This window comes from Roseobacter sp. HKCCD6576-2, assembly GCF_013179285.1.
Lineage (GTDB): Bacteria > Pseudomonadota > Alphaproteobacteria > Rhodobacterales > Rhodobacteraceae > Rhodophyticola > Rhodophyticola oceani.
Genome location: NZ_WVNW01000014.1, coordinates 16,343 through 31,194, shown reverse-complemented (window position 1 = coordinate 31,194; position 14,852 = coordinate 16,343). Strand labels below are relative to the sequence as shown.

Annotated in this window: 10 protein-coding genes; all 10 read right to left on the bottom strand. The window is 53.6% G+C overall.

Going from position 1 to position 14,852, the window contains the following annotated elements:
* Positions 1-43: 43 nt before the first annotated feature.
* A complete protein-coding gene (locus GTF44_RS19945; protein ID WP_171562791.1) occupies positions 44-565 on the bottom strand; it encodes an HNH/ENDO VII family nuclease in 522 nt (173 codons plus the stop codon).
* A 73-nt stretch (positions 566-638) separates the two neighbouring features.
* Positions 639-938, bottom strand: coding sequence for a CcdB family protein (locus GTF44_RS19940; RefSeq protein ID WP_171562789.1), 300 nt, complete (start codon positions 936-938; stop codon positions 639-641).
* On the bottom strand, positions 938-1,174 hold the full coding sequence (locus GTF44_RS19935) for a type II toxin-antitoxin system CcdA family antitoxin (protein WP_171562787.1): 237 nt from the start codon (positions 1,172-1,174) through the stop codon (positions 938-940). Before GTF44_RS19935 ends, GTF44_RS19940 begins: the two co-directional genes overlap by 1 nt.
* A gap of 509 nt (positions 1,175-1,683) precedes the next feature.
* On the bottom strand, positions 1,684-2,121 hold the full coding sequence (locus GTF44_RS19930) for a hypothetical protein (protein ID WP_171562785.1): 438 nt from the start codon (positions 2,119-2,121) through the stop codon (positions 1,684-1,686).
* Between the two features lies 1 nt (position 2,122).
* A complete protein-coding gene (locus tag GTF44_RS19925; protein ID WP_171562783.1) occupies positions 2,123-2,887 on the bottom strand; it encodes a hypothetical protein in 765 nt (254 codons plus the stop codon).
* Between the two features lie 7 nt (positions 2,888-2,894).
* Positions 2,895-3,350, bottom strand: a complete 456-nt coding sequence (locus GTF44_RS19920; RefSeq protein ID WP_171562781.1) for a hypothetical protein — start codon at positions 3,348-3,350, stop codon at positions 2,895-2,897.
* Between the two features lie 12 nt (positions 3,351-3,362).
* Positions 3,363-10,643, bottom strand: a complete 7,281-nt coding sequence (locus GTF44_RS19915) for a filamentous hemagglutinin N-terminal domain-containing protein (protein ID WP_171562778.1) — start codon at positions 10,641-10,643, stop codon at positions 3,363-3,365.
* A gap of 45 nt (positions 10,644-10,688) precedes the next feature.
* The gene (locus GTF44_RS19910) at positions 10,689-12,329 is read right to left on the bottom strand and encodes a ShlB/FhaC/HecB family hemolysin secretion/activation protein (protein ID WP_171562776.1); all 1,641 of its coding nucleotides are present in this window, start codon (positions 12,327-12,329) and stop codon (positions 10,689-10,691) included.
* Positions 12,293-13,066, bottom strand: coding sequence for a tetratricopeptide repeat protein (locus tag GTF44_RS19905; protein WP_253261373.1), 774 nt, complete (start codon positions 13,064-13,066; stop codon positions 12,293-12,295). Before GTF44_RS19905 ends, GTF44_RS19910 begins: the two co-directional genes overlap by 37 nt.
* Positions 13,067-13,794: 728 nt before the next feature.
* Positions 13,795-14,835, bottom strand: coding sequence for an IS110 family transposase (locus GTF44_RS19900; protein ID WP_171562772.1), 1,041 nt, complete (start codon positions 14,833-14,835; stop codon positions 13,795-13,797).
* Positions 14,836-14,852 lie beyond the last annotated feature (17 nt).

Genomic DNA, 14,852 nt, shown 5'->3' with positions numbered 1-14,852 from the left:
GCTGTTTCCGCGACAATAGCCGCGGTCTTGGCGGGAAGGCAGTTCATCCCATTAGGTCAAGGTTTTGCGACCACGTGACTTCAATCATTTGACCCGTTTCACGTCCTACATGATGCAGTTGAAGCGGTTCCCAGTCTCCGTTGGCATTGCGAACAAAAGGTGCCTGTCCATTTTGCATCCGAGTTATGTTTTGTGGGCTCAGTTCAATATCTGAACGTTGCACAACCAACTCACCGCGATGACGGGTTACACTCGTCCAAGTGGTGCTTTCACCAAATGTTGCTTCCGCATTGCGAAGGAACTGAGATTCATCAGCATTTCTCGCCTGAATTCCGCTAAACCGTCCACCATTTGTAGCATTACAACACTCCGGCGCGACTTTGGCGTGGTAGTCAAAATCTTCCAATGAGGCCAATTGGATAGCGTGCTGATGCTCCAAAGCGACCGGCTCAAAAATCTGATATCCCCCCGACATGGGTTTTGCACTCGCAGGCGCGAGCGCCAGAAGCGCCGCCACGATGAAGGCAATAGCGCCCGCAAAGAAAGATTGAAGCCGATAGATCATAATCCAGTCATAAACCGGCGCGGGTGCTTTTGGGAAGCCGTAAAGGATTGGCAGCTAAAGAAGAATGGGGGATTCAAACGCCTGTCAGCGCCATATCGAGCGCGCCGGTAATCTCGGTGTCGTGCTGCGCAAGGCTGATCAAAGGCGCTTTCAGGATGGAGGCCGGAACCGCTGACAGGAACTGTGTCACCATCACATATCGCTCGGATTGGATATCAAAGACCGGGTTCAATCGCTTGGCCGGTGACGGTGCCGTGCTTACCGGCAGCAGCGGCACCACAAGGCGTGTGTTCAGGCTCTCCAGAAGATCAGCCTGCACATCGAGCAGATAGCTCGCGCCATCTGGGCTTGCATAAACATCAAAACGCGCCATCAGAAGGGCCGGTATTTTTCCAGTGGCAGGCCGTTTTCCTCGACCCAACGGTTGGAAGCCTCAAGCGCCTCGGCATTCTCACGCTTCCACGCAGCCGCCTTTGCGTCCTTGACCGCACGGCGCAGACCAGCCTCTGCCGCTTGCGAGAGGTTCACGCCAAAGGAACGGGCTTCAGATAACAGCCCCTGATCCAGCGTCAGGTTCGTCGGCTTCTTGGGAACAGATTGTGCTTGCATCAGGCCACCTCTTTCATGCGCACTATATATGCGCATAGCGTTTTGGATCAATCCCCGTTCTCCAGTATATCGCTGTTTACACCATCCCCACCCATTTTCGCGGGATGTGTGAGAGTATGGACCTGTTTGAGCTGGCGGGCGCTGCGCGTTCTTCTTCGCCAAGGCAAACATCGAACAGGACAGTTTCACCCAAGCTGTAACCCGCATAGCTCAAGACACAGATGCCGGGTGGTGTGACATCGCAAACGGCAAATCGTCAACGCAAATGACGGATCAAAACACTGTATCGACCCAGTGAAATCCTGCTCATGCTACAAGGAGGAAAACGTAGCGATGAGTGGACCATTGGAAGACGGTATCAAGCGATGGACGGCGAAGCGGAAGTCAGCGCTCGTATCCCGCTCCGCCTCTTGCCAAACGTAGCCGCTGGCAAATGTATTGAGTTGGAGTTGATGAACGTCGCTAAAGAGTTGGAACGGCGATCACAGCCAGCTACGCTTCGTTCGCAATCAGCTTAAGTTCGGGTGTAATTCTTTCAGTTTTTTGAGGTGGGTTTTAAAAATCTGATCTGCTTTTGATGAACGCAACCAGTCTTGCCTTATGCCTTCCGCATCTGTTGCGTCGACGGCCTTACCAGCGGCTTTGCGGTCAAGTGCTCCAAGCCATTTTGAATGTGCACTTCTAAAAAGCTCATATCCCAACTCAGTTAGGTCGCCTTTCCGTAACTCAAAATCTTCTGAAATACTTTCCGGTCCGTCTACAAGCTTTCGCGTCAATAGCGCGTTTTCTTGGAAGAAGCTTGTAGGAACATACAGACGATAGACGATCTGATCAAAGGTATACAAAGGCTTTGTGATACGCTCCTTAGTTTCTCTATCTACGCGAACCAACTCTTTCAAACCTAAATAAAATTTAGCCGAATCCAACACGAAATCACTGTCTGTCATATTATTCCAACCTAATTATCTCAGAGGTATTTTCGAGCTCAATCAATTCGCCCGTCCTTGGGTTCTGCACAAAAGTGCCACCCGCGTTTCGAATGTTGGTTTCTTTCCTAATCTGTTGGGTCTTGTCCACTGTCGGACTGGTCACTTCCGCAGCATATCCACACTGTCCGTTGACGACAACGCAATCCAAGCGCCGACCTTCGCCCGTCACTGGATCACGCACAACATCGCCATTTGCGTTACGTAGAAAACGTTCTGTCAAAACATTTTCTTCACCATGGATATCGGTCATTTCCTGTCGATACTGCTCTTGTCGGCGGGTTCCATCTGCACGATTTTGATCCAACTCCTGACGCCGCTGAACATAATCCTCTGGTGAGCTTGGAGTTTCACCTGCATCCAGTTTTCGTTGAACGTAAGCGTCATAGTCCGCTTGAGAATAAGGACTGCCATTTGGGACTGTTCTATTTGTGGCATTTAAACCGACACGAAAACCCGAGCTTGCTGCGTGGGTTTCATGTCCAAGCATGACGATACCGTTGCCATGCTCAGCAACAGCAGCACCAGCAATCACAACATTGGCCACCGCCATTGATGGTGCGCGGGCTGCTAAATGCAGATCGGTATGTTCGGCTATAGCGGTTTCTTGATGTGAGAAAAACTCAACTTGATATGATGCAGTTGGTGCCAATGGCATGGCCGCTGCGCTCAATGCTGAGAGCAGCAGTACAACAATCAAACCAATGACATGACGTAGAAAACCCATGCCACTGTCATTGCCTAAAGTGCACGGTGATAGCGTCCATGCGGACATCCAAGCTGTTTTCATAATCGTTAGAGAAGAATGAAATGCCTAAATCAGGTGCACCGAAACCAACTTCCGACGACTTCATTACAACGCCTTCTTTGCGAAGAACTGCCTGCAAGTCAGAAAGTGTGGCATGAACCAAATTGAGATTACGCCAGTAAAGACCCTCACCGTTCAAGCACGAAAATGGGTGCCTTATTTCAAGGTCTGAAACTTTGTAGTCTTTTCCAAATCCTATGAGGATTTGTGCATCAAACAAATATCCACTCACTCCTCGGAAGTAAGACTTGTTTGTTGCCCGAAGCGTTTGAAAACTGAACCGGTCCATAACTTCAATCAGATCGCTTGAAGCAGCTATGTCGGCATTCCCCCCCGAACCAGTAGGAACATCAGTAACTTTCTCAAATGGAAAAACAATCACCTAAATGCCCCCTTACGGACTGATAAAATCATTTGGGTCAAGACCGCTTGCATAATCCTGCATTTGCTGAATCGCAGAATCATATTTCCCAGGTTGACCGATTTCACTTTCTATTCGGCGGATGTCATCTATGTCCATTTGAATTGCCTCTTGAACACGGCCCTCGTTGAGGAGCCTTTGTTGTTCGGCCCGATAGGCACGAGCTTCTGCACTATTACCATAGCTTGAGGTCAACCGGTGATCAGCTGGATCCATCTGAATTGCAGGGCCATCCGCAGAACTAATCGGAGCATCTTGGTAGCAATTCCTAGCTGGGCAGTGATGGCTATCCCAGCCGTCACCCACAGGCTGAGAGGTTTCACGATGTGCACCACCAGAGTATGGGCTGTCTGTTCTATTTGTAGCGGTATCGACAGTTTCTTCGACATATGTATCGCCTGATTTGACGACTTTGACAAGTCTGCCGCCATATTTCACGACCACGTAACCCGCGCCTGCCGTTACTGCGGCGGCTCCGGTTTCCACCATCGTCGCCATGCAGGCATCCAATGTCATCGCGCTTGCGCAATCAAAGGCGTCGGTAACTGTGCCGTAAGCGCCAAGTGTCAACAGGTTGAGGGCGGCCTCTCTTTGATGGGCCTGGTAACAGGCCGTGTCATCCGCCGCGCACCCGCTGCGCGAAATCGCGATCGTATCCCGCTCCGCGTCATCCCAGACGTCGCCGCTGGCAAATGTATCATTATCAAAATTCATCTGCAGGAACAGATCATCATCACCCTGCTCCAATTTCACCAGCATGGTCGTCAGATCATTACGGCTAATGGCGCTGGCCCGCGTTTCTGCAATGCAGGCCAGATCCCCGCCGCAATCTGCCACCAGCGTCTTGTTTCGCTCGTCTGACAATTCCTGATAGTCGGCCTGAATCTTGGCTAGCTCGGTATCGTCGCAGCCCTGCGCAAGGCAGGCCTCCAGATCTTTCTTCAGCTCCGCCAGATCCGTGTGGTTCAGATAGTTGTTCTCCAGCCCCGATTGGGCGATATTTGCGGCGTTGTCGACATTCACAGCCTCCCCACCCGAGGTGGCGTAGCCGACAAAAGCGCCGACTAACTGGGCTGTTTGTTTGGCGGAGGCTTCTTCCGCCTCGGTCATCGTTTCGCGAGCATCGCCTAGCATCCCGGCATAGATCGCCTGCGCGCCGGCCGCCGCCGCGCCGGATGCGCAGCTGCCCTCAAGCGCGGACGCCGCAGCGCACCCCACCGCAGCATGCAGGGCGATATGGCCAATGGTCCCTTCGCCGCCGTTGAGTTCCGCCCAATCGCCGATTCCCATCTGCAGGTCGGCCATCGCAATTTTGGCCACGTCCGATTGCAAGCTTCTGAGGAAGGCGTCACCAAAATTGACATCATCGTTGGTCTTGGAGGCATACCCGGCCCGAATGCCTGCATTCAGAGTTGTTTCCAGCAGAGCGTTCACCGTCAGCGCCTCGCCAAAGCTCGCTCCCTGGAAGACGGACGCGTTGGCCCAACTGGTATCGGAAAGCGGGTTAATGTCCCCCAGATTGATACCCGTCGTCAGGCCCGCCATCACGCCAGAGCTAACACCGGCGGTCACCGCCTGCCTTACGATGTCGTCCAGATCAAAGTCGCCGGTAACGACACCAGCCGTGCTCTCCACCACGAAAGTAGAAGCCGTTGTTGTCGCCGCGGTTGATACCGCGGTGGACAGGGCCGAGCCGAACGCAGTGCTATTCCCAACTAACGATCCAAGTTGACCAACTATGGTAAAGTTCCCGATGGCAGCGGACACGGCAATGGCCAATGCAGCTTTGAACGCCGGGTTCAGCACTATGTCCTCTTCATAGAATTGGTCATCGATCAAAGTGATGGCCTCGACTGTGGCGCCCTCACGACTGGTCAGACCGTCCAGATACAGATACCCATTGCCATCTTCTCCTGTCGGAAGTGCTGCAGTGAACACATCAAGATCGCGGCGCCAATCAGACGCGTCCGGGCTGGTCCCGGACGATTGGTCATTGGAAAGGTCAGAATCAGAAGGGTCGAGATACAGCGCAGCAACACCCAAGTTCTCTCCCTTTGCCCCCACAAGGCTAGCGGCATGAGTGTTGCCAATCATCGGGTCGCGCACCCCGGCCAATGTCACATGACTGTCTTCGTCAAAATCGACCCCACCTGCAGCGTCAATCGAGTTGAAGCTCACGCTTTCCTGATAATCCGTTGTGGTGGCGGTTTTGATCGTGACACCATTGTTGTTCATCGTATCAACCGCAGTATAGCTGGTATCGATCGCTGCCAGCAGAGTTGTGCTGCCCGCCACGTCAGTACTGAAGCTGCCATCGGCTTTGAAATCCACCGCAGTCAGGATCAGATTACCGCCCGAGGTGATACCTATATCGCCCACCACATCCGCTGTTGCGCCCACTGCATTTGTGTGCAGCGATCTGATATCACTTTCACTGCCAAAAAGGCCGAAGAACCCGGAAGACTTTTTATACGAAGCGCTGGATTGTACATCCGTAACGGCCGTGAAAACCGTGTCCCCATAGACGCTGGTGAGTTGCAGCCCGTCTGCAGCCAAGCTATCGTGTCCTGACACGGCGTCAGAGACGCCAGGCACCATGAATTCTGTGCCTTCGGCCAATATGCCGCCCGCCGCCAGAACATTGATCTCAGCCCCGCCGGTTAGCGTTGTCACCTGGTTTGTCAGGGTGAAGCTCTGATCGCGGGTTTCGGATTTGGAAAACAGACCGCTCGATCTGAATTTCGCATCCGTATAGTGAGTATCTGCAACCGCGAGAAGATTGATATCACCCTGGTTGGCGACCACGGACAGGTATTGCCGTGCCGCGATATCTGCGCCTTCAATGGTAATATCCCCGACTCCGTTGGCGCCGGTTGACTGGATTGTCACATTGTTGCCCGCTGCAATGGAACTGGTCGCGTAGTCGACGGATTCGGTGGAAAGGGACCCTTCCTTTTTGCCTCCATAAACGATACTTGCGATCGCCAAAGCACCCGCCACAGAGCCATTGCCTGAGGATTTTTCGTAGTACCGCTCGAAGGTTTCGCTTTCCAGCGCTACGGCACCGACAAGTATATCCCCGCCTGCCAGCAATGCGACATCTTCACCGGCCTCAATGTCGGAAGCGACCACCGCTACCGCATCTGCAGCCTGAATCAAAACATCGACCCCGGCATTCAGGTTGGCCTGGAGTGCGGTGTTGTCCAGATATTTGGCATCCACACGCACGCCATTCTCATCGAAAAGCGAGTTTTTGGGGGACACGATCAGATCCTGGCTGGTATCAACAACAGCAAAGACGCCAACGCTGCCCTGATCGGCGATTACCGAAAGTGTTTCTTCAGCGGCGAGTTGTGCGCCTTCAATTGTCACATCCCCCCTGCCGTCTGTGCCGGTGGAGTGGATCGTCAGGTTGTTTCCTGCCGTTATAGACCCTGTCAGATGGGTGACTGAATTATGAACGATAAGATCAGGTGCGAGGTTTGAGCCGACCTCACCCTCAAGGCCAAGTGCACCTACCAGAATGTCCCCGCCCGCCAGAATTTCCACATCGCTTCCCGCGTCTAGCCGGGCGCCGACCAGCGCAATCGTGCCGTCCGCCTGAATCGTAAGACTGTTCAAGGCCGCCACCGAGGACTGCACCGCGGCGCCATCCTGATACCCATTGTCTCGTTCGCTGCGATTGACAGCGGTTTTAATGGTAACATCGCGTGCGCTCAGATATACGTCGGCACCGGAAAGCTGACCCGAAATGGACGATAGACTGCCCGACACATCCGCAAACAGCGTGTCACCCGCAAAAAGCGTACCGCCAATATTGTTCAGATCCCCTTCGACCGTCAGGCGGAGATCGCCATCGGTAGAGATTTCTCCTGTGTTGGTGAACTCGCCAATGAAAACCTGAACATCAAAGGCGGCGATCTGCGCACCACTCTGGCTGCGCTCAAGCGACGAGGAAGAAGCCAGATAGACGCGCGGAACAAGGACCATACGGCCATCCACCATGGTTTCTTCAAGCCAGATAATGTCATCGGTCAGCGCGGCGATCTGATCAGGTGACAAGGCCACACCCGGCACAAGCTCCAGCGCCACCGCAGCATCAACCGCATTGTCATACATCGCCTGAACCTGCGCGGCTTCATCAACGCCGGGCTCTAACAAGCGTGTGCCGGTCAGACTAAAGAGTTGTTCGCGAATGAATTGCGTTTCAACATAAGCATCGCCCAATCGCGTCGCATAGGTCTCCGGATCGATGCCAAGCGCCACGAAGAAATAGTCAGACGACTTGAACTGATCCAGATCGATAAAATCAAAGCGTGTTTCCAGAAGAAAGTCCGCGTCCGGGTCGGTATTTTCGACAAACAGGTTTGGATTGCCTATGGCCGAGCTGTCCAGGTCAGAAATGTCGCCGGTGAGCGGACGGTTGCGCGCATCACCCGGCGCGGTAGGGGAGTAGTCCTCATCCCTCTCCTCCCCTTCGGTCGTTGGCGTTGTGCTGTCAGTGACAGCGCCATTGATGACATAGCCGGTCACAGTTCCTGCAATGGTACCGCCCGCTTCGATGGTGGAGAAGATAGGGGGCCTGATTGGTGTGACCACAGATGGCAAAATAGTGGTGCTGGTGGAATTCCTTTTAACTTCGCAACGCCAACTAGTGATCCACCAACACTCTCGCTGATAACTGTGGACGGATCTTGTTACATCCGTCGTCCTGTTCACACCCATGCCTTCGTTTTGAAGGCTGTTCAGCGCCAGTGTGATGTCGTCTTGAGCTGAAATCAGGCTGTAGGCATTAGCCGCATCTGTCCCGGCCAGCGTGATATTGCCGGCAGATATGATCTGGGCCGGGCTGCCGGGTTCTGATACGACACTTCGCGTGGTGATCGAGGTGGTGGTTGTAGTGGTGGTGCAATCTTGATTACGCCCATGACAATCTCCCGTTGCGTTACTGTTGGTCGACGTCGTTGACGTTTCTGTTATGGTCGGGGCCTCTGCGATGTTCTCGATCGTTTCAGCTGCCAGCGAGATATCCCCGCCCAGGCTTTCAACAAGTCCAGCAGCACTGTTGGTGAATCTTGTCGCATACGCGCCTGACAACCCTGCCACCACGATATCTTTACCACCCAGGATGACGCCACCGGTGTTCTCGATCACGCCATCGGCATTTAGCTGGATCAGGATACCGCCATAGATCACCCCGGTGCTGGTATTTGAAATATCACCCGCAGTCTCGATGAAAAGCTGCGCATCGGAGGAGGCCAGAACACCGTGATTGATAAGGTCGTCTGACCGCAAAATCACATCGCCTGTGGCGATGACTTCCCCCGTCTCGGTATTTGTGAAACTGTCGCTTGCGACCCCGGACTGCCCGCCCAATTCCACGAAACCATCCGAATGGACCGCGCCGGAATTCGTGACAAAGGCATCTGCGTAAATCTGTACATCCGTCGCACCAAAAACCGTGCTAAAATTGGTGATGGCCTGCGCTTGCAACACTGCAGATCCAATTGTGGCATTCACAACACCCAAATTCTCTATGCTCTGCGCCTCAAGTATGACAGAGTTCGCGCCCTGCAAAATACCGGTATTGACCAGGTTGGTAGCTGCCATCACCGACAGGCTTTCAGTCTCAATTACCCCGTTCACATCCAACTGGCCAGACACGGCATTAAGTGTTGCTGTGCCATCTGTCACGGTGAGTATGCTGTCAAAGGCGAGGCTCGACCCTGCAATCGTGGCGGATTGTGCCGCCTCAAACGCACCACCCATGATTGAGATAGCCGCTGTACCATTCGCGATCGTCAGATTCTGATCTGTACGGGTTTCAGCATGCGTTGCCGTCACTTCGGAAGCGGTGATGTCCAGATCCCCAGACGCAACAAAAAGTGTCGGATCAATAGATGAAGCGCTGGAAATGTCCAGAATTTCTGTTGTGATCTCAAATCGGCCAGCCGCAAAGGCCTGCGCCCCCGCTAACCGTGCAGTGCCAGAAATATCCAGCAAGAGTGTTGTAAGCGCGGCGTCATTTTTCTCAACACCCTCACCATCCGAAATGCCTGCAGCCAAAATTGCCCCACTGCCAGCAGTCAGATTTGCTGCTGTGATGCGGGTGTCACCCCTAGATACGGTCCGTGCGCCATCGGACAGATTGATCCTGCCTGAGGCGACAAGCTCGTTCTGCTCTGCAGTAACCACCTCGCTGTTGCTACTTAGCGAGATGTCTCCTCCTGCGGCCAACAGCGCTGCACTGTCCGAAACAATCTGTGCATCGGCGGCCACAAGAATGTCATTCGCCGCCGTCAATTTGATGTCACCACTTGCAATCAGCCGACTATTCACCTCGACATCTGACGCATTTGCAGTGATCCCAGCCCCGACACTTACAGTTTTGAGGACAAGGCGGCCATCTGCCGTCAGAACCATCTCTTCAGTGCTGGCGGCCATGGTTTCCGGGGCCTTTACGCCCACACCATCTTCTGTCGATTCCAGACTGATCGCACCAGCATACATGCCGCCCAAAACCGTTGAATCAATCGCCAGATCTGGCGATTCACTGCCATCGGCGTTCTTCTCGATGACTTCACCGGTTGCATAAATCACGTCATTGCGACCTGCCACCAGACGAATGCGTTCGGCATGCACCGACCCGGCAAAGGTAACTTGTCGCGATAAGATATCGAACCTTGTCGCATCAAGCGCATTCGCACCATTCGAGCCAAAGGTGATGTGGCCATCTTCAATTGAAAGTCCCACCAGGTTTCCGTCGCTGAACTGGGGTGTGCCGGTCGTCAGCGTCATGCGATCGGTATTGATGAAGCCACATCCATCACAGGAGATCCCGTAGGGATTTGCAACGATCACATCAGCACGGTCTCCCGCAACTTCCAAAAAGCCATTCAGCACCGATGGGTTTGCGCTGGTCACTTCATTGATGATGATGTTTGCGGACCCATTGGTCAGATTAGGATTGCCTAGAATCCATCCCGCTGTCTGCGTGTCCCCATAGCCATCTGAAATGTTGTTCAGGATCAAACCATTCGCATCAACTCCAAATTGCGAATAGGTGTTGTGAGAAACGCCTGCATTGTTAGCGGCGTTAATATTAACAACATCAGTCCCATTCGGAGCCTGAATAATTTCAGGGCCGTTTGCATCTGGAATGACACTTTGCGCAAGTACAGGGTGAATGCCAATCAAAGAGGCGCAAAGGACGTTGATCGCTTGCGAAAGTTTACCTTGTGTCAGTGAGAGCATCTGTTTGTACCTGAGTGACTACGTTATTGAGTTGTGCGGCAGTCTTCAAAATCGCATTTGGAACGATAACAGCCCTACCGTATCGGCCTCCATGTCATCATGATCTGAAAGCAGTCGACCGATCGACACGTCGAGCGTGTAGTTCTGGTGGATAACCTTCAAGCCGACGCTCGCGCTGCTCGCGGTTTGCGAATCAGTATCAGCATCGCTCTGTTCGGCGATGGCCCCAAAATCGATGGTCGCATAAGGTGACAAATATCCCGATTTGCCAATCTTTGCCAAATTGGGAAGCTCAAATTGATTGCGCCAATTGAGCCCGCTACTTCCTGTTGCCACGGAAGTTTTGCTGCCACGAAGTGTAGACGGGCCCCCGATTGAAATTTGCTCGTTGCCGTACAATCGATCACCGCTGTACTGCCCTGATAACTCCATATGCAGAAGAGTCTGCAAATCTCGAGTAGCGAACGGTTTGGTATAGCTCAGCCGAAAATCCAGTTTGGTGAATTGCGCGTCGGGTTGCCCCTCCGGTTGTTCATCGTAAATTTCGGCGCCTAAAATCTTGAGTCCTTTTGACAAACCAATGTCGAAATTGAGTTGTGACGATTCAAGACCCCATTCTCCCAAATAGCCGATACGAAGTCTGCTCAAGACACGGCTTGATGTAGCGATTTGAACATCCGCGATATAATTCTCGTTCTCGCGTCGGGTCAGATCGAAGCTTAGATAGTCCTTTCGATTTTGCCCGCGAAACAACAGGTATCGAGCGTCGACAGTCGTGGTCAGTGTCCAGCCATTAAGGTCAACTGGATTCAGGGTGTCTTCAACGAATGTTTCATAAGAGGACCGGGATGCAGACAAGCCGTAACGCATGCGCGCATATGGAATTTTAAAACTAAATGACCATCCCTCGGTCCCGGCACCATTGTAGTTGAAATTCAAGGGGTGATACTTGACGCTCTGGGTGTAGCTCAGATCCCACTGCTCGTTCAAGCCGAGCAGATTATCAAAACCAACCCCAAGAGTGTCTGAAAACTGGCCCGTCGCGGCAGAGCTTCCTTCATCGGTATCATCCGTACCGTAGTTGTTGGTCGAAAATGTCGCCCGAAAAGGCTTGGGACGTTCTGTGTGAATATTCAGGATCGACAACCCATCTTGGGAGCCTGCAGACAACTCCATTTCAGCCAGAATCGAACTTGGAGCTCGAATATTATCGATTCCCTGCTCGATTTCGCGCAGGTTTACCGGCCGATCCCTTATGTCTCCAAACGCGGATCGTTCGCGGAGTGGTTTTTGCTCTCCATTGAACAACACCTCTTCCAATGCGCCTTCGACCACTCGGATCTCAAGAGTTCCATCCGCCAAGTCTTGCGGTGGCAGATATGCACGGGCCGCCACAAACCCTTCGTCGATATAAGTCGACGTTATGGCACGCAACGCCAGATCAATTTCTCGAAGACCCAGACATTTCCCAGCAAAAGGATCAGTCAATTCATCCAGTTCAGCCTGCTCGATGAGAGTTACCCCCATGACGTTGACCACATCTATCTGGAAACAGTTCGCCCAAACTGGTGAACCGCTTTGAACGCATACAAGCACTGCAATCGCCAAAAGCCCATTCTGTCGAAACATGGCAAAACACAAATGAGCGGCTAGTTTGCCATCTTTTGGATTTGCGCATTCGTCCAAGAGACCGCCTGTTGTTGACCCGCCAGAACATTTTCACGCGTCATTTGACCTTCCAAACGGTTTTGCAATTCGCCCGCTTCAGATAAACCACGCACAAAGGCCAAGCTGGCATAGGCGTAAGCTGTAATCAGATCGGGAGGATCTTCCTGGGAAACCATTTCAGCGTAGCGCAGCATACCTAGGGCATTGCCTCGATCTGCAGCCTCTAGCGCAAATACCTTTGCCCGCTCTGTGTCGCCACGAGAACGATAGATACTTGAAAGAACGTTCATTGCGGCAATGTTATCGTTTGCAACAGCTGTATTGAGGTACGCAATTGCTTGTTCTTCATTCGCATCTATGCCGATGCCTTGCTGGTATGCCAAGGCACAGTTGAGCTGTGCATCAGGCTCCCCCGCATCGGCAGCGTCGCAAATAAGCTGTGTCCCGGCAACATAATCTCGGAGAAGAATGCGGCCTTCGTGGTAAATCAAACCCAATCGAAGCTTCGCCTTAGCCGATCCTGCGTCAGCTGCCGCTGAATAAAGATTCGCGGCTTGGACCTCATTTTTGTCGGTACCCAGCCCTAACTCGAACAGGCGACCCAAATAGAATGCGCCCTCGGCATCACCTGCATCAAAGGCATTCGCGAAATCGGTCGCTGCGCCGGGTAAATCGCCTTCATCAAGCTTGATCAACCCTGCAGAAACATCTGCTAGCGCTCCGCCAGACAAAAAAGACATGAGCGTTGTGCTCATCAACATTTTCCGTAGCAAAAATGTAATCCCGTCATTTAACACTTTGAGTCGTCTGCAACTTCAAGGCCCACAAGGAAGTACTGAAACTACAAAAAGATGGTTACGATCCACTCAGCAGAATTCACTTAGCAACTTGAAGCCGGATCAGTCATTCTACAGCACGATTCGACCGAGTGGCACCAATTCATTCTCTCTATGGCTCCATAGAATGAGGTGCCCGCCGCGAGCTGTAGTGGTATGTTGGCTTTGAAGATATGATCGCCGCCCGACGGTTTTGGTGTGCCAAGGTGCGTGTAGCGATGATCTACAAATGAGGACGATCATGGCGGAGATTGTCGCGGTGGGGCTCGGTCTGGCGAAGAATGTATTTCAGTTTATGGAGCTGACGGCGCTTGTGTTCGGGAGCGGGCAAACTTGGGGGTCTTAGGCGGCGCGCACCACGTGGCCGTGACGCGAGCCGACGTCCTTGATGGGCGGTTGTCGATCTCAAACGTCAAGATTTCAGCGTATGACCCCCAAGTTTGCCCACTCCCAAGCGGTTGAGCAATGTGTCCGTCCAGGGTCATGGTTCTCTCCAAGGTCGCGGGTTTCGCGCCTCACGATGGTGTTCGGTGGCGGATCGTCTTCAATGTACAATGCGGGCTCTTTCGGCCCATACCCTAATGCGAGATCGATCAACCTCCGTCCCTTCGGGAATTCGTTCCCCGCCTTCGGGGCGGGAACTCAAATCAGGCTGTGGCCTCCTTTGTCCATTGGTATTCGGTTTCGTTCTTCCAGAGCGTCAGCATTAACACGGCGATCTTGCGGGCGGTTGCGACCGCCGCCTTGCGGAACCCGCGCCGCCCGGCCAGGCGGACGGCCAAACTCTTCAGCGGCGAGAAGCGTTTGACCTGGCGGATTAGGCAGGACGCCGCCTCGAATAGCAAACCGCGCATTGCGCCGTCTCCGCATTTCGACACGCGCCCTGACCAGTCCATCTCGCCGGATTGATGCCGCTTTGGCGTTAGCCCCAGGAAGGCACCAACATCCGATGTTCGACTGAACCGAGTGGGATCATCCACGAGGGCGATGAAGCTGAGCGCGCTGATCGGCCCAACACCGGGGATCGTCATCAAGCGGCGCGCTACAGGGTGAGCCTTGGCGCTCTTCTTCACGGCCTTGCCGAGGTCGTCCTCCGCCTCGCAGAGCGTCGCATGGGCAGCGATGAAGCCATCCGCAATTGCACGCAGAACCGGATTGGCCTCGCCCGCGGAGGCAAGCTGATCGCGGAATGCCTGTCGCAAACGACCTTGGCCCATGCCGGTCATACGGATGCCGAAGGTCTTCAGGACGCCCCGGATGTGGCCCTCAAGATCCTTTCGGAGGCGGATCAGCCGTTCCCGCGCCCCGACCAAGGAGCGCAACCGGTCGGCCTCTTCGCTCCGGATATACACCGGAGTGAACCACCCGGTCCGGGCGAGCTGCGCCAGTCCTTCCGTGTCCGCAGTATCAGACTTGTTCAACCGCGCCGAAAGGCTCTTGTGCGCCTTGCGGGCATCGATGCTGGTGGCGGGCAAATCCAGTCGGGACATCCCGCGCTGCAGCCAGATCGAGAGCATGCCGCTCTCATGTACAATGCGTCGAGGCTTGAGATCGCGGTTCCGGAACCAGCCTGCAACGCCTTCGGGATCCGCAGGGCATGTTCCTCGCGCGACGGTCCCGCCATCCTCATCCACGACGCAGATCGAAATCTCTTTCAGCGACACATCCAAACCGGCATAGTGTTCCATAGGTCGTTCTCCTCACG

What these genes read in the sequence shown, in the direction of transcription:
- GTF44_RS19945 (WP_171562791.1), bottom strand. Translation starts at nt 565, where the DNA reads ATGATCTATCGGCTTCAATCTTTCTTTGCGGGCGCTATTGCCTTCATC.
- GTF44_RS19940 (WP_171562789.1), bottom strand. Translation starts at nt 938, where the DNA reads ATGGCGCGTTTTGATGTTTATGCAAGCCCAGATGGCGCGAGCTATCTG.
- GTF44_RS19935 (WP_171562787.1), bottom strand. Translation starts at nt 1,174, where the DNA reads ATGCAAGCACAATCTGTTCCCAAGAAGCCGACGAACCTGACGCTGGAT.
- GTF44_RS19930 (WP_171562785.1), bottom strand. Translation starts at nt 2,121, where the DNA reads ATGACAGACAGTGATTTCGTGTTGGATTCGGCTAAATTTTATTTAGGT.
- GTF44_RS19925 (WP_171562783.1), bottom strand. Translation starts at nt 2,887, where the DNA reads ATGGGTTTTCTACGTCATGTCATTGGTTTGATTGTTGTACTGCTGCTC.
- GTF44_RS19915 (WP_171562778.1), bottom strand. Translation starts at nt 10,643, where the DNA reads ATGCTCTCACTGACACAAGGTAAACTTTCGCAAGCGATCAACGTCCTT.
- GTF44_RS19905 (WP_253261373.1), bottom strand. Translation starts at nt 13,066, where the DNA reads ATGAGCACAACGCTCATGTCTTTTTTGTCTGGCGGAGCGCTAGCAGAT.
- GTF44_RS19900 (WP_171562772.1), bottom strand. Translation starts at nt 14,835, where the DNA reads ATGGAACACTATGCCGGTTTGGATGTGTCGCTGAAAGAGATTTCGATC.